The organism is Phyllobacterium sp. P30BS-XVII (assembly GCF_014138335.1).
Classification (GTDB): Bacteria; Pseudomonadota; Alphaproteobacteria; order Rhizobiales; family Rhizobiaceae; genus Phyllobacterium; species Phyllobacterium meliloti.
In genome coordinates, this window is the sequence record NZ_JACGXO010000001.1 from 168,468 (window position 1) to 187,058 (window position 18,591).

General features: G+C 56.2%; 17 protein-coding genes. 7 read left to right on the forward strand and 10 right to left on the reverse strand.

Annotation, left to right across the window (positions count from 1 at the left end; translation table 11 throughout):
- Positions 1-69 precede the first annotated feature (69 nt).
- From FHW17_RS00830 to FHW17_RS00855, 6 genes are all read right to left on the reverse strand, one after another.
- Entirely contained in the window at positions 70-912 is an 843-nt protein-coding gene (locus FHW17_RS00830; protein WP_182509015.1) for a DUF2066 domain-containing protein, read from the reverse strand.
- A 36-nt stretch (positions 913-948) separates the two neighbouring features.
- On the reverse strand, positions 949-2,991 hold the full coding sequence (locus tag FHW17_RS00835; protein ID WP_182509016.1) for a GAF domain-containing protein: 2,043 nt from the start codon (positions 2,989-2,991) through the stop codon (positions 949-951).
- A 127-nt stretch (positions 2,992-3,118) separates the two neighbouring features.
- On the reverse strand, positions 3,119-3,544 hold the full coding sequence (locus FHW17_RS00840) for a GNAT family N-acetyltransferase (protein WP_182509017.1): 426 nt from the start codon (positions 3,542-3,544) through the stop codon (positions 3,119-3,121).
- 26 nt (positions 3,545-3,570) lie between these two features.
- Complete coding sequence (locus tag FHW17_RS00845) at positions 3,571-4,086, reverse strand: DUF3859 domain-containing protein (protein ID WP_182509018.1); 516 nt, start codon at positions 4,084-4,086, stop codon at positions 3,571-3,573.
- A 6-nt stretch (positions 4,087-4,092) separates the two neighbouring features.
- Complete coding sequence (locus FHW17_RS00850) at positions 4,093-6,273, reverse strand: malate synthase G (protein WP_182509019.1); 2,181 nt, start codon at positions 6,271-6,273, stop codon at positions 4,093-4,095.
- 107 nt (positions 6,274-6,380) lie between these two features.
- Complete coding sequence (locus tag FHW17_RS00855; RefSeq protein WP_182509020.1) at positions 6,381-8,396, reverse strand: hydantoinase/oxoprolinase family protein; 2,016 nt, start codon at positions 8,394-8,396, stop codon at positions 6,381-6,383.
- Between the two features lie 145 nt (positions 8,397-8,541).
- On the opposite strand from FHW17_RS00855, the gene FHW17_RS00860 reads away from it, so the two are divergent.
- On the forward strand, positions 8,542-9,501 hold the full coding sequence (locus FHW17_RS00860) for a cation diffusion facilitator family transporter (RefSeq protein WP_112523543.1): 960 nt from the start codon (positions 8,542-8,544) through the stop codon (positions 9,499-9,501).
- A gap of 55 nt (positions 9,502-9,556) precedes the next feature.
- A complete protein-coding gene (locus FHW17_RS00865) occupies positions 9,557-10,150 on the forward strand; it encodes a YdeI/OmpD-associated family protein (RefSeq protein ID WP_112523546.1) in 594 nt (197 codons plus the stop codon).
- A gap of 83 nt (positions 10,151-10,233) precedes the next feature.
- Here FHW17_RS00865 and FHW17_RS00870 read toward each other — a convergent pair whose 3' ends face one another.
- Positions 10,234-11,469 carry a DNA recombination protein RmuC gene (locus FHW17_RS00870; RefSeq protein WP_112524021.1) on the reverse strand — a complete coding sequence of 412 codons (1,236 nt, stop codon included), beginning with the start codon at positions 11,467-11,469 and terminating at the stop codon, positions 10,234-10,236.
- 135 nt (positions 11,470-11,604) lie between these two features.
- Between FHW17_RS00870 and def the strand changes: the two genes are divergently transcribed.
- Genes def through truA form a run of 4 tightly spaced genes read left to right on the forward strand, consistent with a single transcriptional unit; the run spans position 11,605 to position 14,353 of the window.
- Positions 11,605-12,135 (forward strand): peptide deformylase, encoded by a 531-nt coding sequence (def, locus tag FHW17_RS00875; protein WP_112524024.1) that lies wholly within the window; start codon positions 11,605-11,607, stop codon positions 12,133-12,135.
- Positions 12,136-12,138: 3 nt separating this feature from the next.
- Positions 12,139-13,074 carry a methionyl-tRNA formyltransferase gene (gene fmt, locus FHW17_RS00880; protein ID WP_112523549.1) on the forward strand — a complete coding sequence of 312 codons (936 nt, stop codon included), beginning with the start codon at positions 12,139-12,141 and terminating at the stop codon, positions 13,072-13,074.
- Positions 13,071-13,568 carry an N-acetyltransferase gene (locus FHW17_RS00885; RefSeq protein WP_112523552.1) on the forward strand — a complete coding sequence of 166 codons (498 nt, stop codon included), beginning with the start codon at positions 13,071-13,073 and terminating at the stop codon, positions 13,566-13,568. Before fmt ends, FHW17_RS00885 begins: the two co-directional genes overlap by 4 nt.
- Positions 13,568-14,353 carry a tRNA pseudouridine(38-40) synthase TruA gene (gene truA / locus FHW17_RS00890; RefSeq protein WP_112523556.1) on the forward strand — a complete coding sequence of 262 codons (786 nt, stop codon included), beginning with the start codon at positions 13,568-13,570 and terminating at the stop codon, positions 14,351-14,353. The genes FHW17_RS00885 and truA overlap by 1 nt, the downstream gene beginning before the upstream one ends.
- Here truA and FHW17_RS00895 read toward each other — a convergent pair.
- Positions 14,305-14,916 (reverse strand): hypothetical protein, encoded by a 612-nt coding sequence (locus FHW17_RS00895; protein WP_112523558.1) that lies wholly within the window; start codon positions 14,914-14,916, stop codon positions 14,305-14,307. The two genes, truA and FHW17_RS00895, sit on opposite strands and share 49 nt — an antisense overlap.
- A gap of 6 nt (positions 14,917-14,922) precedes the next feature.
- Positions 14,923-16,110: a succinyl-diaminopimelate desuccinylase gene (dapE, locus tag FHW17_RS00900; RefSeq protein WP_112523561.1), complete on the reverse strand. Its 1,188-nt coding sequence runs from the start codon at positions 16,108-16,110 to the stop codon at positions 14,923-14,925.
- 98 nt (positions 16,111-16,208) lie between these two features.
- Here dapE and FHW17_RS00905 point away from each other — a divergent pair, with 98 nt between their 5' ends.
- A complete protein-coding gene (locus FHW17_RS00905; protein WP_246706713.1) occupies positions 16,209-17,240 on the forward strand; it encodes a 2-dehydropantoate 2-reductase in 1,032 nt (343 codons plus the stop codon).
- Between the two features lie 5 nt (positions 17,241-17,245).
- Here FHW17_RS00905 and FHW17_RS00910 read toward each other — a convergent pair whose 3' ends face one another.
- Entirely contained in the window at positions 17,246-18,541 is a 1,296-nt protein-coding gene (locus FHW17_RS00910) for an MFS transporter (RefSeq protein ID WP_182509021.1), read from the reverse strand.
- Positions 18,542-18,591: the final 50 nt, after the last annotated feature.

An 18,591-nucleotide genomic window follows, 5' to 3' on the forward strand; every position in this document is an offset into this window, starting at 1 on the left:
TCCTTATATAGGCACGAATTTAGCATCGAATGATGCCTTAAACAATGCGTACTAAGGTCTAACCTCTTGCTATTGTGGCTGGCCGTGACCGGACAAAACCTGTAAGGCGCCACGCATTCCGTTGCGAAAGGCATCATCAAAACCAACGCCACGGATTTGCCAGTGAAATGTTTTATGCTGGCCATTGATCCGCCATTCGGCAACCCAGCCCATCGCCTCATTGCTCCACACAAGCTCACCGGAAAGCGCTGTATCACCTATCCCGGCCTTTGCAGCCGCATTGAGTTCTGTAAGATCAGCCGTTGGCAATGTTTGGACAGTCCAGCCCTTTTGCGCCAATTGTGCTTTGGTCGGCAGTGCAATAGGCAATCCAACTTTCGTGGCCGCCGCTTGAAGGGCGCTGCGCATGTCAGCGTCTTCATCATCGTCGCCAGTCATAACAAAGACGCGCTTGGGCGGCCTGATATCGAGAAATACCGCGACACGCGGTCTCGCCGCGCGCCACGGTTGGCGTCCAAGCAAATTCAGTGACGAATCTAGCGCAGTCTTGTTGAAATAGACGGTCAGATCCTGTGGACGATCGTAAGAGCCCTGTTCGTCGTGTATGGGCTGGCCCGACAGGCGATCATGATATTCAAAGCGGGTGACAAGTCCTGCAACATTGGCTCCAAGTGCAATAGCCGCCGGATCGCCGATCAGGCGGGGATCGCCAGAGACTTTCACGAGTACATCTTGCAGACATTGGGCAAGGCCAAGCGCTCTGTTTGCATCGCCGCGCCCTGTCACCACCGCCTGCGACTGGTAAAGGTCGGCATCAGATGCATCATCCGCCGCAACGGCAACCCCACAGCAGAGCAAAAGAACTGTCAGAATAGCGCCAACAATACGGGGAAGCGCTGCTTTGATGTCCATCCGACCTGCCCTTCCCTATCGTTAAAAAGCTTTCGATCAATTGTCCATGATCAGCGCCAGCGGCGCTTTGAACTGTGCCACAAGCCCTTCCTTTTCATATTGTACATCGGCGTCACCAGTGCCCGACAGACCAAACCGGATCAGGCGCGAACCGAATCCCTTCTTTTCCGGAGCTATTGCCGCCGGACCACCGCGCTCACGCCATGTTAGCACGAATTCCATCTGCGACTGCGCCCGCTGAATCTCCCAACTGATATCCACTTTGCCATGCGCGTTGGACAGTGACCCATATTTCAGCGCGTTTGTTGCAAGTTCATGCAGCAGCAATGACAGCGAAAGAACGGCCTTGGGGCCGAGATTGAGATTGGGGCCGCGCAAATTGAACTGTGACGTTTCACCATGCAATGCCAGAACACTTTCCAGTACCGAGCGGATGCGCGCGGCTGACCAGTTCTGATGCAACAGCACATTATGGGCAGAGCTGAGCGCCATGATGCGCTGCTTGAATGCCTCGACAGCATCCTGCGGCGCATCCCGCAATGTCTGCGTCGCGATGGCCTGCACCATGGTCAGGGTGTTTTTCAACCGATGGCTGAGTTCCTGATTGAGAATACCCTGCTCGTGTTCGGCCTGCAGCTTGGCGATGGCGGCATAGGTTCGGTCTGCAACACTGACCACGAATTGAATCTCATCCGTCTGCCAGTCCCGTGGATTTTCATCATGGACGAACATCAGCCCCACCAGTTCGCCGCCATGCATCAACGGGACATTGATAAAGGATCGAGCCTGGATTGCGGCATAACCATCATAGTCAAGGGCAAGCCAGTCCGTGCTGGTTACATCAGAAACGGCGATGGGTATGCCGATTTGAGAGTTCTTGATTGTCGCCTTGAAATTAACCAGCGAATGTCGGCCAGCCATCGACTTTAGATCCGACGCTGTCCAGTCGCGCTCCACATTGAAGAGATCCGCCGTGAGATCGATGATGGCAAATCCTGCGCGACCGGCACCCAGATTCTCTCCCAATATCCTTGAGGCAATCTCTGCGGCGTCGCCGGTCGTATTGGCATCGCGAATACTATCACCAAGTTCCAGCAGTGCAGTCTGCCGGATTTCAGCCTGCTTGCGCTTGGTCACATCCTGAACCGTGCCACGGAAAGCAACCGGCTGCCCATTATCATCATGGACAAGTTCACCCCGGCGGCTCAACCACCGCAGCGCCCCGTCATCGGCGCGCTTTATGCGGTATTCGATATCCAGAATGACATTGCCTTCCAGTCGCGTGGACTGGTTCGATACGAGGTGTTTGTCTTCCTCGTAGGTCAATGCTTCGAACGTTGTCGCCGGATATTGGTCATTAACCGCCAACCCGTAAAGCCTGCACATCTCTGGTGTCACCCGCGATGTGTTGGTTTTCATATCGAGTTCGAATGCGCCGATACCGCCCGCCTGCTGGGCAGGTGCAAGCCAGCCATCAATCCGGTATTGCTTGTTGCGTGCCGCTTCACTGGACAGCGCGCGTTTGAGGGTGGCCCGAACCGTACGGCGCTGCTGGATGACAACATCATTGCGGTCTTCCACCACGCGGCGCAATTCGAGAATGGTGATGACCTGCTCGGCAAGATCCTGCAAAGCTTCAGTCTGTGCTTCAGTCAGCCCGGCGGGACGCGGCGCATTGTCAATGACGCAGAGTGTACCGATTGCCTCGCCGCTGGGCGTGTTGAGCACGGCTCCGGCATAAAACCGGATAAAGGGTTCGCCCGTCACCAGCGTATTGTGCTTGGTGCGCTCATCCAACGTCAGATCGGGAATAATGAGAACTGAACCTGTCAGCAGGGCATGGGCACAGACCGACTGTTCGAGCGGTGTCTCTGATGGTTCGAAACCAGAGCGGGCTTTGAACCATTGCCTGTCGCCGGTGACCAGACTGATCAAGGCCACGGGAGCCTCGCAAATCTGTTTGGCAAGGGAAACGATATTATCGAATGCCGGTTCGGGCGGCGTATCCAGAATGTCATATTCCTCAAGCGCAGCCAGCCTATGGGCGTCCTGAAGCACTGAAAGGGGCAAATCGCTCATGGATGAACCCAATCGCCAAATTGTGTCTGAGAGACAGAGGAAGTATCTGCCCTATCAAATAGTCTAATTTTGGCTTGTGACAATTGCTATTTGCAACCGTCCGTTGTCTTCGTCGTCGCATCCACTCTCAGGTCTGGATCAGCGCTTTCTTCAGCCAGATACAGTCATAACCGGGCGGCATGCCCTCAAGCCTGCCAAACTCGATATATCCCTGCTTGCGGTAAAAATCCGGCGCCTGAAAGGTGAAGGTTTCGAGATAGACACCGACACATCCGCGCAGGCGACCGATTTCCTCTGCTTCCTTCAGCAGCCGCGAACCCGTTCCGCCCTTGCGGCCTTCGGAGGATACCCAAAGCCAGTCAACGAACAGCCAGGAAAAAGATGACCATCCCTTGACGCCGCCATGCACCTTGCCTTCATCATCGCGGGCGATAATCCAGAAATCCTCAGCATTCTCCGGGCCAGCCTTGGAGGTATTGAAGCTCTCCAGCCCCTCTTCAAATGTCCGGCGTGTTGCCTCGTCAGGATCGGCTTCGTGGATTATCGTCAACATGGTCGAACCTCAGATTTCATCCCCATTTACGATATGGGGCAGTTCCCTGCCAAGACATCAAAGCTTTTGGTGGCGTATTCGTGTCCCTTCGCGTCCTGCAGCGAAAAGGTCCACACACCCGATACAAGCTCATAGCTCTTTTCAAACACCCATCCTGCATAGCGCTGCCGCCGGATAGCACCATCGGGCCAGCTGCTGCGCAACATGATCCGGCCATCCGGTGTGTGAATGGCGGGATGCTGTACCACAACCATAATGGGCACGATCTGAAAATCAGGAATATTGAAAGCGGCGTACATAACGCCGAAACTCGTACCAAGGCAGGCGGTGATTTTCTCTGCCCTGATGACTTCAACCGGGCCGTCGACGAGCCTGTTATAGCCCGTCGGCGTATCCGGCGCGGTTTCCGTCCCGACATCCTTGGCCCGCGTCAGGCCCCAGTCAAGGATTTCAACGGCAGGTTCGGCCCCTTGCGCCCTCGCCAACCCTGCCTCCGCAAATAATGCGAAAAGAAGCAGGGCCAGAAGGCGATAGGTGCCCATCCGTCGCTATGCTGCGGCGCGCTGGGCTTTCAGTTCCAGCCTGCGGCGATGCAGGACCGGCTCCGTATAGCCATTCGGCTGGGCCCGACCTTCGAATACGAGATCACAGGCGGCTTGAAAGGCGATTGATCCATCGAAATCCGCAGCCATTGGCTGGTAAAGCGGATCGCCTTCGTTCTGCTTGTCAACGACAGCAGCCATGCGCTTCAGGGTCTCCAGCACCTGCCCACGGCTGGCAACGCTATGGTGCAGCCAGTTGGCGATGTGCTGGGCGGAAATGCGCAAAGTAGCGCGGTCTTCCATCAGGCCGACATTGTTGATGTCAGGAACCTTGGAGCAACCAACACCCTGATCAACCCAGCGCACGACATAGCCGAGAATGCCCTGCGCATTGTTGTCGAGTTCGCGCTGGATATCTTCGGGCGTCCAGTTGGGCCGCGAGGCAACAGGTACTGACAGGATATCGCTGAGTTTGGCGCGTCCGCGCGACTTCAACTGGGCCTGAACCTCTGCCACATTGACCTTGTGATAGTGCGTTGCATGCAGCGTCGCGGCGGTCGGTGAAGGCACCCATGCGGTGTTGGCGCCAGCCTTTGGATGGGCGATCTTCTGCTCCAGCATTGCGGCCATCAAATCGGGCATGGCCCACATGCCCTTGCCGATCTGCGCGTGGCCGGAAAGGCCGCATTCAAGACCCACATCGACATTCCAGTTCTCATAAGCGCCAATCCATGACGCCTGCTTCATGTCGCCCTTGCGGATCATCGGCCCAGCTTCCATGGATGTATGAATTTCGTCGCCGGTACGATCAAGGAAACCGGTATTGATGAACACAACCCGTTCCTTCGCCGCACGGATCGCTTCCTTGAGGTTAACCGTTGTGCGGCGTTCCTCATCCATGATGCCCATCTTCATCGTGTTGGGCTGCATGCCAAGCAGTGCTTCCACGCGTCCAAACAGTTCCGACGCAAAGGCCACTTCTTCGGGACCATGCATCTTTGGCTTCACCACATACATGGAACCGGCGCGCGAATTCATGCGGCGACCGTTCGGGCCGACATCGTGCAGCGCGATCAAACCGGTGATTGCCGCATCCATAATGCCCTCGGGCACTTCGTTACCATCCTTGTCGAGAATAGCCGGATTGGTCATGAGGTGGCCGACATTGCGCACCAGCATAAGCGAGCGGCCCGGCAGGGTAACAGGCTTGCCATCCTTACCCGTATAGTCGCGATCGGGATTGAGTTTGCGCGTGACTGATTTGCCACCCTTATCAAACGTATCCTGCAGATCGCCATTCATCAGGCCGAGCCAGTTGCGATAGATGACAACCTTGTCCTCCGCATCAACGGCAGCAACGGAATCTTCGCAATCCTGAATTGTGGTGAGCGCTGACTCCAAAACCACGTCGGCAATATTGGCCCGATCAGTCTTGCCAATCGGGTGATCGGCATTGACGACGATCTCCACATGCATGCCGTTCTTGACCAGAAGAACAGCCGATGGCTTCGCCGCATCGCCCTTGTAACCCACGAACTGCGCCTGATCCTTCAGCGGTAAAACCGCTCCATTACCGTCCTTTAGCGCCAATGCGCCGTGATCAACCGAAAGAACGGTAACATCCGCCCAGCTTCCGCCGTCGAGAGGCGCACTATCATCCAGAAATGCCTTGGCCCAGGCGACGACCCTCGCACCGCGCACGGGATTGAACGCCTTGCCTTTTTCGGCGCCATCGGTTTCCGGGATCGCATCGGTGCCATAGAGCGCATCATAGAGCGAACCCCAACGGGCATTGGCAGCGTTGAGCGCATAGCGGGCATTCATGACAGGCACGACGAGCTGCGGTCCAGCAGTGACAGCGATCTCCGGGTCAACATTATCAGTCGAGACGGAAAAAGCGCCACCTTCGGGCAGCAAATAGCCTATCCCGCGCAGAAAGGCTTCGTACTCGTCCTGCGTGTATCCCGTGTTGCGCTTCTCGCGATAGAAGGCGTCCAGCTTCTCCTGAAAAGCATCGCGCTTGGCCAGCAGCGCCCGGTTTTTTGGCGAGAGGTCGTCAACGATAGCAGCCAATCCTTCGAAGAAGGCATCGGCATTGACTGAAGTTCCGGCAATGGCTTCGCTCGCCACGAAATCGTAGAGTTCCTTTGCCACCTTCAGTCCGTTGATCTCGATACGCTCACTCATGCCATGCTCCTTCAGAATTTTTATTACCGTATCCTTGAACACACCAAAGCATTCCCAGTCAATTCATCAAAAATGAACATGATTTGTGCCGGAATGGAAATAATCATTCAGTGGGCGATGCGGGGTCTGCCGGTGGCTGTTGCAATCAGCACAGCTTCGATAAATTTCCGCTGATCTTCGACAGTTGCGGCGCTGATATCCCTTGCCATGGCAATCTGCGCCTCGTCAGTGCCCGCCTCCAGTGCCAGATGTTTGACCTGTCCCCGCAACGTGTCCTCGGCGAAGGCGATGGCAAGCTCTTCCTCCTGGAAATCCTTGACCACTTCCCCCGACGAAACCCGGAAGATTCCTTCCACCGGCTGGCTGATATGCGCCTCAACCGAAACACGGACCTGCCCGACCACCGCGCCCAGCGCATTGGCGACATCCGTATCAGCGGGAACGATATCATTGGTGCCGAGCATCCGACCCACCGCAGGATAATAAACGGGCGCTGAAGCACCAAGACCGATGAGCGGCCGGTCAATATCAAGCTTGATACCCGCAATACCGCCTTGCCCCGATAGAGCGCGCTGGATCAGCGGGCTCGCCACCATATCGGGACCATCCAGCCCATCCTCGGCCAATATGGTTTCCAGCACGACTTCGGATGAACGGCGAATGAGCGCATCATAGGTGCGCTGCGACACCTCCTCCGGTGTATCGCATAGCGGACGCCCCGCACCATCCTTGCGGCGGGCATAAAGGATAGCACCGTAACGCGCCGCCTCGCCGTTCCAGTTGCTTTGCAAATTGAGAACATGGCAGGCATCGGAAGGGGTAAAGCCCGAGAGATGCACCAGCCCGCGCGCAACCAGCCGGTTAATGGTCGCGGTTTGCGAAACCGAATTCAGGAGCCGATCCAGCGGCTGCGGCTCGCGTGTGATGCGCACATAAAGCTCCGCTTCGCCCTTGCTCAATCCCGATGCCATTTGTTCGGGCACGCCGGTCAACAGTGCAAACCGTCCATCCAGTCGACCGGGATTGGCGGTTTTGACCTGCCGTGCCAGATGGTCAATGACGATTGCACCGTGATTGGCCGCAAGCAGCGAAAGCGGAACCAGACGGCGTGGGCCAAGCTTGATACGCGGGGCCATCGCATTGTCATCGAGCGACACTTCGGAATCACCGCCCAGCCCGAATGTGCGCATCGCCACCGCCTCGACCATGGTGCGAAAACCGCCAACGGTTGCGCCGTTCGGATCAAGCCGGGGACGACCATTGTCGAGAACCGCAACATCAGTCGTGGTGCCGCCAATATCGGATACGATGGCATTGTCGAGACCGGTCATGTGGCGGGCGCCGACAAGGCTCGCAGCAGGGCCCGACAGAATGGTTTCGATGGGGCGATGCCGTGCGAAAGCCGCTGACACCAGTGCGCCATCGCCGCGCACCACCATCAGCGGCGCGTGAATGCCGCGCCGGTCAAGAAATCCTTCCGTTGCCGCCACGAGCCGGTCGATCATCGCAATCAACCGCGCATTGAGAACCGTTGTCAGCGCACGGCGCGGACCATTGAGCTTGGCGGAGAGTTCGTGACTACAGGTCACCGGAAGCCCGGTTTCGCTTCGCACGAGATCGCGAATGGCGATTTCATGCTCAGGATTGCGCACGGCAAAATAAGCGCAGACAGCAAAGCCCGTTACCTCTTCTTTCAATCGGGGCAATGCTTCCCGAAGGGCGGCGGTATCGAACGGCTGCGGCCGCCCATAGACATCGTGTCCACCGGGAAGAAAGACCACGGGATCGGTGCCCAAAGCCGTTCCCAAATCGGCCTTTTCGAGATCAGCCTGCGAGAATCCGACCATGACGAGAGCAATGCGCCCGCCCTGCCCTTCAACAAGCGCATTGGTGGCAAGCGTCGTCGACATGGATACAAGGCGGATCTGTCCAGGATCGACAGACGCCTCTTCGACAATGCGCTCAACAGCGCCTGATATGCCAACACTCAGATCATGACGCGTCGTCAGTGCCTTTGCCTTGGCGATTACACCGCGCGCCTCCGACCAGAGGACAGCATCCGTATAGGTGCCGCCTGTATCAATCCCGAGGAAAATTGCATTCTCTATCTGTGAATCAGCCATGATGCCCTGCGCCTGTTGAGGCAGGGTTATCGCAAGACACCGCGTACGACTAGCGTCATTCCGACCATTTGCCGCCGCATCGGCACAAGAGTGCCGGAACCATTCAAATCCTGTTACGTTGTGACGTGGGATAAAGGGGACTTCAATGGCATCACAATCTGGCAGTCATGCGGGATCGAAGAAGGTTATCTATGCCGCCATTCTAGGCAATCTTCTGATCGCAGCGACAAAATTCATTGCCGCCTTCTTCACCGGCAGTTCGGCCATGTTGTCGGAAGGCGTCCACTCGCTTGTCGATACGGGAAATGGCGGATTGCTGCTCTACGGGCTGCGGCGCGCGGCCAAACCTGCGGACAAATCGCATCCGCTCGGCCATGGACGCGAGCTTTATTTCTGGAGTTTTATCGTTGCCCTGCTGGTTTTTGCGGTTGGTGCCGGTGTGTCCTTCTATGAGGGCCTGATCCATATTCTTGAGCCGGAGCCGGTGTCGAATCCCATCGTCAATTATGTGGTCCTGGGCTTTGCACTGCTTTTCGAGGGCATTTCCTGGACCGTGGCGCTGAAAGAATTCCGAACCATGAAAGGCAAGCTCGGCTATCTCGAAGCCGTGCAGCAGAGCAAGGACCCGAGCGTCTTTACGGTGCTTTTCGAAGACACAGCGGCCCTCCTCGGGCTCATTGTCGCCTTCATCGGCATCTCAGCCGCGCAATTGTTCAATATGCCGGAGCTTGATGGCGTTGCTTCCATCGGGATTGCGATCATTCTCGGCGCAACTGCGATTTTCCTTGCACGGGAAAGCAAGGGATTGCTGATCGGCGAGTCGGCGCTGCCGGAAGCGGAACAGCAGATCCTTGATATTGCGGGCAAGGACCCGGCTATTCAGCAGGCCAACGGTGTGTTGACGGTGCATATGGGACCCAAGCAGATTGTCGCCGGGCTCAGCATCGAGTTTGAGGATCATCTGACTGCGCCCGATATTGAAGCCTGTGTCGAGCGTATTGAAACGGCGATACGTCAGGCCAATCCGGATATCGTTTCCGTATTCGTCAAACCGCAGACGGCGAGTACCTGGAAGATGAGGCGGCAGAAAATCATTGAAGGCTGAAGTAACCAGAGGGCATACTAGCAAATGACATTCCAAATCAGTTGAGAGATGTACCATGGTCAAGGACACAACGAACCCCGAAGTCGACTGGTATTTTGATGAGACCCAGAAATGGCAGGAAGAATTCAGGCTGTTGAGAACAATCGTTCTTGCCTGTGGTCTCAAAGAAGAACTGAAATGGGGATGTGCCTGCTACACGTTGGATAAAAGCAATATTGTTCTCATACATGGTTTTAAGGAATACTGCGCACTCCTGTTTTTTCAGGGCGCCCTGTTAAACGACCCCGATCATATTCTCATCCAGCAAACGAAAAATGTTCAGGCGGGACGGCAGATCCGGTTCACCAGTGTTCAGGAAATATCCAAGATGGATAACATCCTGAAAGCCTATATTCACGCGGCCATCGATGTCGAAAAATCAGGCGCGAAGGTAACTTTCAAAAAGACGGAAGATTTCGCAGTTCCCGAAGAGTTTCAAAGCAGATTGAATGAGAACCCTGCCTTGCAAGCCGCGTTCAAGGCTCTCACACCCGGACGCCAACGAGCATATCTCTTTCATTTTTCCGCGCCGAAACAATCCAAAACACGCGAGACACGCGTTGAAAAATTCATACCGCAGATTCTCGGCGGAAAAGGGCTGGACGATTAGGGCACGTGAGCGACCGGGGCTGCCGTTTGCAGACCCATTTCAGCTTCGCCAGTCCACTTGGCCTAAAGCCACTTGGATATAGCCTAGTCCTCGTCCACCACGCGCAGGCGCAATTGGCCTGTTGTGGAAGCAGCTGATCGGCTGGCGTCCGGACCTTTTGCAGGTTCACCAGCCGAGGGCTCAACAAACTCCAGCGCCTCGATCTTCTGTCCGCGCTTGGTCACTTTGCTGGAGGAAACGAGAATATCATCAATATCCTTGTTCGCCTGACCAAAATGCGTCTGCAAGCGACGGACGCGATCATCGAGGCGCACAACATCTTCCATCAGGCGGATAACCTCGCCCTGAATGAGATGTGCCTGTTCACGCATGCGCACATCCTTCAGCACCGCCTGAATGACTTGAATGGACAGCATCAGCAGCGACGGTGAAACGATCACAATGCGCGAACGGTGGGCTTTTTGCACGATGCCTTCGAAATTCTCGTGTATCTCGGCAAAGATCGATTCCGATGGCACAAACAGAAACGCCGTATCCTGCGTTTCGCCGCTGATCAGGTATTTTTCCGATACATCGCGAATATGGATTTCGATATCCCGGCGGAACTGGGCCAGCGCCATTTTCTTGGCGTCTGATGTCTCGGCCTCACGAATGGCATTCCATGCCTCGAGCGGGAATTTCGCATCGATAACCAGATTGGGCGCATTGTTCGGCATACGGACAACGCAATCGGGCCGGCTGCCATTCGAAAGCGTTGCCTGAAACTCGTAGGCCCCCTGTGGCAGGCCATCGGCAATAATAGTTTCCATGCGCGCCTGACCGAAGGCACCGCGTGTCTGTTTGTTGGCCAGAATGGCCTGCAACTGCACAACCTGTCCGGCCAGCGACTGGATATTGTTCTGTGCCGTATCGATAACCGCGAGCCGCTCCTGCAATTTGGCAAGGTTCTCATGCGTCGATTGCGTCTGCTCCGTCATGGTCTGACCGATACGCGTGGTCATACCGTCAAGCCGTTCGCGGATCGACTGGTTAAGCTCCGCCTGACGCGAGCCGAAAAGCTCGGCCATAGTCTGCATACGACCCTGCATCTCCGACTGGCTTTTCAAAATTTCAGCCATACGTGTTTCCGCATCGCGGGCACGATCCTCAGCCTGGAACTCGGCCATAAGCCGGGCCCGCCCTGCCCGCCACATTGCGACCACGCAAAGAATGACCGCGAGGGCAACGATCACAGCAGCAACAAGCAGGGCCGTTCCGACCGATACGGTGCTGGCGCCAAGCTGAAATAATGGCTGGTCGAGTGAATGTGATGTTTCCATGGATACCAGACTAACCGATTCGGATGGCAAATGTGAGATCAAAACGAGAACATTTTTGAAAATGCTGTTTCTCTTGACACAAATGCCATTTGTATCGGGATTGACGGTTGAAAGCCGAGATATTAGGTGATGCTCATGTCTATCAAACCGCTTGTCATTCTTCCCGATCCGCTGTTGCGTCAGGTTTCTCAACCTGTGACGCGCTTTGACGCCGATTTGCGCAAATTTTCGCAGGATATGCTCGACACCATGTATGACGCGCCGGGCATTGGTCTGGCTGCCATTCAGGTGGCGGAACCCTTGCGCATGCTGGTGATCGATCTTGCCAAGGAAGATGAACCCAAGGCACCGCAGGTGTTTATCAACCCGGAAGTTGTGTCTTCCAGCACCGAGCGCAATGTGTACGAAGAGGGTTGCCTGTCCATTCCGGATTATTATGCGGAAGTGGAACGCCCGGCAAAAGTACGCGTTGCCTATTTTGATATCGAAGGCAAAAAGCACGAGATCGATGCGGATGGCCTGCTCGCGACCTGCCTGCAGCATGAAATTGACCATCTCAATGGCGTTCTTTTCATCGACTATATCTCGCGTCTGAAGCGGGAAATGGTGGTGAAGAAGTTCAAGAAGCTTGCCAAGGATCGTGTTCCGAGCCGGCTGGCGGTGTAAGCCATGAGCCTTCGTATCGTCTTCATGGGAACCCCGGAATTTTCTGTTCCGGTTCTCAACGCGCTCATTGGCCAGGGCCATGAGATCGTCGCCGTTTATAGCCAGCCGCCACGTCCAGCCGGGCGACGCGGACTTGAACTGACTCCCTCGCCCGTTCATCGCAATGCCCAAGAATTCGGCATTGAAGTGCGCACGCCCAAAAGCCTGAAGAGCGCCGAGGAACAACAGGCATTCCGTGATTTGAATGCAGATGTTGCGGTTGTGGTTGCCTATGGCCTGATATTGCCGACAGCCATTCTCGAAGGCACGCGCCTTGGTTGTTACAACGGTCACGCTTCGCTTCTTCCGCGCTGGCGCGGCGCTGCACCCATTCAACGCGCGATCATGGCCGGTGACACGGAAACCGGCATGATGATCATGAAAATGGATGAGGGGCTCGATACTGGTCCCGTTGCCATGGCTGAAAAGATCAAGATCACGTCGGATATGACCGCGGGCGAGTTGCACGACCAACTCAGCATGATCGGTGCTGATCTGATGGTGCGGGCCATGGCCGCGCTGGCGCGTGACAGCCTGACCCTGACGCCGCAATCCGAAGAGGGCGTCACCTACGCCTCGAAAATCACCAAGGTCGAAACCCGCATTGACTGGACGCTGCCTGCGATTGATATCCATAATCGCATTCGCGGCCTTGCGCCGTTTCCCGGTGCCTGGTGCGAGATGGAGATCGGGGACAGTCTGGAGCGGGTAAAACTGCTGCGCTCGCTGCTTGCAACCGGCGCTGGCGCTCCGGGCACAGTGCTTGATGATGAATTGCGTATTGCCTGCGGAGAAGGTGCCGTACGACTGCGCTCGCTGCAACGGGCTGGTGGCAAGGTCATGGATGGATTGGAGTTCCAGCGCGGTGCCAAGCTCACGCAAGGGGCAAAGCTGCCATGAGCAGCATTTCCATCCGCGCCGCAGAACCGGAAGATCGCTCGCTGATTGCAAGCATCGTTGACGATGCTTTTGAAGGCCCGGATGAGGCAAAACTGGTGCAGCACTTGCACAATAATGGCGATGTTGTTCTCGAACTGGTTGCAGAACTGGATGGCGCAATTGCTGGTCATATCCTGTTTTCAAGATTGCACATTGAGGGTGAGACCCGTTTTGAGGCGGTCGCGCTCGCACCCTTAAGCGTTGCCTCAGAGCATCAGGGTAAAGGCGTGGGCGCGGCCCTGATTAAGGCCGCACATCAGCAGCTTGTGCTTATGGGTGAAACGCTCGCTGTCGTACTTGGCGATCCCGGATATTATGGTCGTTTCGGCTACATCAATGAACGGGCATCGGGTTTCACCAGCCCATATCAGGGTGAATATCTACAAGCACTGGCATTCGGCAATGCGCCGTCAACAGGAACGCTGATTTATTCCAGAGCGTTCGAGGCGCTCTGATGCCGCGTTACAAACTCACCGTTGAATATGATGGCACGCCCTATGCGGGCTGGCAGCGGCAGGAAAACGGCCATACGGTTCAGGCGGCCATTGAGCAGGCCATTTTCAAGTTTTGCGGCGAAACCATATCGCTTGGCGCGGCAGGCCGCACCGATTCCGGTGTGCATGCGATTGCGCAGATCGCTCATGTCGATCTGACCAAGGACTGGAGCAGCTCGAAAGTGCGTGAAGCGCTGAATGCGCATCTTATCGTGGCTGGAGAAACTGTTGGGATCATCAATGTCGAGCGGGTCAGCGAACATTTCGATGCGCGCTTTTCCGCCACGGGCCGGCATTATCTGTACCGGATTATCAACCGCAGGCCGCCCGCCCCGCTGGAAGCTTTTCGTGCCTGGTGGGTGAAGAAGCCACTCGATGCGGAAGCCATGCACGATGCCGCGCAGCGGCTGGTAGGCACGCATGATTTCACAACATTTCGCGCCACGCAGTGTCAGGCAAAGAGCCCGATCAAATCGCTTGATCATCTCAGCGTCGTCCGCAACGGTGAAATCATCGAAATCCGGGCATCGGCCCGCTCCTTCCTCCACAACCAGATCCGGTCATTTGCCGGGACACTGAACGAGGTGGGTTGCGGGCGCTGGACGGCTGACGATGTGAGCGATGCTCTCGCGGCCCGCGACCGCAAGGCTTGCGGTCCCGTTGCGCCGCCCTATGGGCTTTATCTTGTCGGTGTGGATTATCCGATTGTCCCCGGTTCGGGCAGCGAAATACCCAGCATATCCTGAAGGCCAACCATCAGGAGTATGGAACCGACCACGAGAATGGCGAAGAAAACCGCCGTATAAGCGTGGGGTTTCTTCAAGGCGACATAGGTCAGGCGATAGGTCAGGACGAGAACGAACATATACAGCGCAAGACCGAAAACAGTCGTGACTGCAGTCCATTCCGGCAGAAGAACGCGTATGATTGTGGCAGGCGCAGCCAACCAGGACGTCACTGCCGAGCCCCAGTTGCTGGTGATCACATAGACACTGAAGCGATTGCCCAGACCAATGCGCGCCGACAGCAAAAGCAGCACAACCAGCGGCAACACCCATGAGGTGAGATCAACAAAGGCGACGCGGCCGATCACGGAAAGCCGGGTGCCCGCCTCGGGCCGAAAGGCCACCATATCATTGGCAAAAACAATCCAGCCAAGAATGAGCGGCGGCAGTGACACGGTAATGGCGTGGAATGATTGCCAGAAACCATCTTCGGAATAGTCGAAATAATCCAAGCCGTCGGCGTGACCATTCATCATCCGCCACGAACCCCAGAAATAGCGTTGGATGTCCTCGAAACTCAGCATGGCCACTCAGGCAAAAAAGTCGGCAATAAACCGCTCATAGATTTGTGTCAGTGTTTCCAGATCGGCGACCGCCACGCGCTCATCCACCATATGCATGGTCTGCCCCACAAGACCAAACTCGACCACCGGGCAATAATCCTTGATGTAACGCGCATCGGATGTGCCGCCTGATGTAGAAAGTTGCGGGCGCTTGCCTGTTACTGCCTGCACGGAAGCGGTCAGCGTGCCGATCAGCTTCTCGTCATGGGTGAGGAACACATGGCTTGGCCGGTCGCGCCAGACCAGCTCGTAATTAACAGGGGTTTTCCTGCCGGGTCTAAGCTTGCGACGGCCCGACGCCTTGTCGAGACGGTTATGGATTTCCGCCATCAATGTTTCATCCGTCCATGTATCGTTGAAACGGATGTTGAACGTCGCAGTTGCCTTGGCCGGAATTACATTCACTGCAGGATTGCCGACATCGACAGTTGTGACTTCCAGATTGGTCGCCTGAAAATTCTTCGTACCCTTGTCGAAGGCCGGATAAAGCAGGCTATCGACGAGTGTTGTCAGACCGCGAACGGGATTTTCAGCCAGATGCGGATAGGCCGCATGCCCCTGAACGCCGTGGACGGTAACAGTCCCGGAGAGCGAACCACGCCTGCCGATCTTGATCATGTCGCCAAGCTTATCGGGGTTGGTCGGCTCGCCGACAATGGCGGCATCCCAAGTCTCACCCTTGGCCTTGGCCCATTCCAGCAATTTGCCTGATCCATTGATCGACGGGCCTTCCTCATCGCCCGTGATCAGAAACGAGATGGAGCCCTTCAATGCGCCATTCTTTTCAATATGGCGCGCAACAGCGGCGGCAAAGCAGGCAATGCCGCCTTTCATGTCCACGGCGCCGCGGCCATACATTTCGCCATTATGGATTGCCGCCGAAAAAGGCGGATAGGTCCAAGCCGCCTCGTCGCCAACAGGCACAACATCCGTATGCCCTGCGAACATCAGATGCGGACCATTGCCCGAGCGCCGGGCATAGAGGTTTTCCACATCGGGTGTACCATCTTCGCTGAAAACGGGCCGCTCAACGGTAAAGCCCAGTGGCGAAAGCATGGCTTCGAGTGTGGTCAATGCACCGCCCTCCGCCGGAGTAACCGACGGGCAGGCGATAAGCTGGGCGAGGTTTTTTACGGGGTCAGTGGAGGATGTCATATGCAAAGCGATAATCCAAAAGCACCATCGTGTCACGCACTGGATCACGATGCATGCATCTGTTTTAATGATCTGTACCTACCTCAAGCCGGGACCAAATGATGATTGAAAACAATAGCCGTATTGTTGTCGCTGGCGCCGGTTCCATCGGATGCTATGTGGGCGGCCATCTCGCCGCATCCGGGAAAGCCGTTACCTTTCTGGCACGCCCGCGTGTCGAAGAGGAAATCAGGCAGGCCGGTCTGAAAGTCATCACTCTTGACGGCACGGAGCATAGCATTCCCGCTGATCAACTTTCCATAACCGTCGATCCGGCCAGCGCTTTTGATGGTGCCCGGATCATTCTCGTTGCGGTCAAAAGCGGTGCTACGCAAGAGATGGCCGGACTGATCACAAAATATGCCCCGGCTGACAGCATTGTCGTCAGCCTGCAGAACGGCGTTGGCAATGCGCAGGTGCTGCGGAAGAACCTGCCTGAAAGCATGACCGTCATTGCCGGGATGGTTCCATTCAACGTTGTTCAGTCGGCGAGCGGGCAATTGCCGCTGACCGTACGCCGGACGACGGCAGGCACAATTTTGATCGAGAACAGGGCGGAAGGCCTTGCCGAGGTTCTGACGACGCCTCAGCTTCCGGTTAGTACCCACGACAATATGCAGGGCATTTTGTGGGGCAAGCTGATGATGAACCTTAACAACGCGCTCAATGCCCTGTCGAACCTGCCGCTTGCCACCCAACTTGCGGATCGCGACTGGCGCGTCCTGCTTGCAGACCAGATGGGCGAAGGGCTGAAGGTCATGCAGGCGCACAGTATCGTCGCGGCGCGGGTGCAGGGCGTATCACCGGCCATATTGCGCCTGATTCTGCTTCTGCCGAATTTTCTCTTTCGCCGCGTTGCCCGCAAGATTCTGGCAATTGATCCGCGCGCCCGGTCATCCATGTGGGAGGATTTTTCCCGGGGCCGGACCACTGAAATCGATTATCTGCAGGGTGTCATTGTGCAATTGGCGCGGGAAAAGAACATTCCCACGCCACTGGCAGAAAAGGTTATCGCTTGTGTCAGACAGGCTGAAGGCCAACCCATCCGCAGCCATGCAGTCACCGAGATCAGGCAGAAAACAGTTTTATAACCCCGTCAGTCGATTGGCTTGCCTGTCTTGTCCCGCATCGAAAGAAGCGTCAGCGCACTGATTGCCGCTGCGGCAATCACGTAGAAGCTTGGTGCCAGCTTCGTTCCCGTCGCTTCGATGAGAAGTGTCACAATAACAGCGGCAAAGCCGCCGAAAATGGTAACGGCGAAATTATAGGCGAGCGACAGACCGGTGGAGCGAAGACCCGCCGGGAACTGCTCGGCCAGAAGTGCAGGTGCTGGTCCTGTGAATGCCGCAAGCAGAAGACCAAGGATGGCCTGCACAATCGACAGGGTCATCAGATTTGGTGATGCATTGACCCAGGCGAAGAGCGGATAGATCAACACACCAATGGCAATGGCGGCAAACAGCAATTGCCGTTTACGTCCGATCCGGTCCGACAATGCTCCTGCGATTGGACAGCCCAACATCAGGACAAGCCCGCCAATGGTGGTTGCAATGAATGCATCGGCCAGCGGAATGTTGAGCTGTTTGACCGCATAGGTGGTCATGTAGAACAAGAGCACATAGGTGCATACGGTCCACAAAATGGTCACACCGAAACCCGACGCGATACCGCGCGGATGATCACGCAGTGCATCCCGTAGCGGCGACTCGCTCTTTTGCGTGTGGCTGTCGGTGAATACAGGCGTCTCGTCAACGCGGGCGCGAATGTAGAACCCGACGGGGCCGATCAGCAGCCCGAGCAGGAAGGGCAGACGCCAGCCCCAGCTGTCAATGGAGGCCGGGTCAAGAAACTGCGTAACGATCGTGCCGCAGATACCGCCGAGCACAACCGCAAGCGCCTGACTTGTCTGCTGCCAGCTGGCATAAAACCCGCGCTTCTCAGGCGGGGCATATTCAATCAGGAAAGCAGTGGCGCCGCCGATTTCACCGCCAGCGGAAAAGCCCTGTATGAGCCGGGCAAGAACAATGACCAGCGGCCCGATGATTCCAGCCTGCGCATAGGTTGGTGCAAATCCGAGAAGTGCCGTACCCAGCGCCATCATCAGGATTGTCAGGGTCAGCGCGGCCTTACGCCCCTTCTTGTCGGCGTAGACACCAAGAACGACAGCACCAACCGGTCGCATGAAAAAGCCGACACCATAGGTGCCGACTGTCAAAAGGATAGAGGTCAGATCGTCGATGGCCGGAAAGAACAGCCGCGCAATGATCGGCGTGAAGAAACCGTAGACCGTAAAGTCAAACCATTCGAGGCCATTGCCGATCGTAGCTGCGGCAATGGCGTGTCGTCGCTTGGCCTCAAAATCACTGGTGGAGACGGAAGCCTGTACGGTCATACGGATACCTCAGCTGAAATGGGAATCGGCTTTGGCACCAGCTTCTGTCG

Excerpts from the sequence above, each read along its gene's own strand:
- FHW17_RS00830 (WP_182509015.1), bottom strand. The coding sequence starts at position 912 with ATGGACATCAAAGCAGCGCTTCCCCGTATTGTTGGCGCTATTCTGACA.
- FHW17_RS00835 (WP_182509016.1), bottom strand. The coding sequence starts at position 2,991 with ATGAGCGATTTGCCCCTTTCAGTGCTTCAGGACGCCCATAGGCTGGCT.
- FHW17_RS00840 (WP_182509017.1), bottom strand. The coding sequence starts at position 3,544 with ATGTTGACGATAATCCACGAAGCCGATCCTGACGAGGCAACACGCCGG.
- FHW17_RS00845 (WP_182509018.1), bottom strand. The coding sequence starts at position 4,086 with ATGGGCACCTATCGCCTTCTGGCCCTGCTTCTTTTCGCATTATTTGCG.
- FHW17_RS00850 (WP_182509019.1), bottom strand. The coding sequence starts at position 6,273 with ATGAGTGAGCGTATCGAGATCAACGGACTGAAGGTGGCAAAGGAACTC.
- FHW17_RS00855 (WP_182509020.1), bottom strand. The coding sequence starts at position 8,396 with ATGGCTGATTCACAGATAGAGAATGCAATTTTCCTCGGGATTGATACA.
- FHW17_RS00860 (WP_112523543.1), top strand. The coding sequence starts at position 8,542 with ATGGCATCACAATCTGGCAGTCATGCGGGATCGAAGAAGGTTATCTAT.
- FHW17_RS00865 (WP_112523546.1), top strand. The coding sequence starts at position 9,557 with ATGGTCAAGGACACAACGAACCCCGAAGTCGACTGGTATTTTGATGAG.
- FHW17_RS00870 (WP_112524021.1), bottom strand. The coding sequence starts at position 11,469 with ATGGAAACATCACATTCACTCGACCAGCCATTATTTCAGCTTGGCGCC.
- def (WP_112524024.1), top strand. The coding sequence starts at position 11,605 with ATGTCTATCAAACCGCTTGTCATTCTTCCCGATCCGCTGTTGCGTCAG.
- fmt (WP_112523549.1), top strand. The coding sequence starts at position 12,139 with ATGAGCCTTCGTATCGTCTTCATGGGAACCCCGGAATTTTCTGTTCCG.
- FHW17_RS00885 (WP_112523552.1), top strand. The coding sequence starts at position 13,071 with ATGAGCAGCATTTCCATCCGCGCCGCAGAACCGGAAGATCGCTCGCTG.
- truA (WP_112523556.1), top strand. The coding sequence starts at position 13,568 with ATGCCGCGTTACAAACTCACCGTTGAATATGATGGCACGCCCTATGCG.
- FHW17_RS00895 (WP_112523558.1), bottom strand. The coding sequence starts at position 14,916 with ATGCTGAGTTTCGAGGACATCCAACGCTATTTCTGGGGTTCGTGGCGG.
- dapE (WP_112523561.1), bottom strand. The coding sequence starts at position 16,110 with ATGACATCCTCCACTGACCCCGTAAAAAACCTCGCCCAGCTTATCGCC.
- FHW17_RS00905 (WP_246706713.1), top strand. The coding sequence starts at position 16,209 with ATGATGATTGAAAACAATAGCCGTATTGTTGTCGCTGGCGCCGGTTCC.
- FHW17_RS00910 (WP_182509021.1), bottom strand. The coding sequence starts at position 18,541 with ATGACCGTACAGGCTTCCGTCTCCACCAGTGATTTTGAGGCCAAGCGA.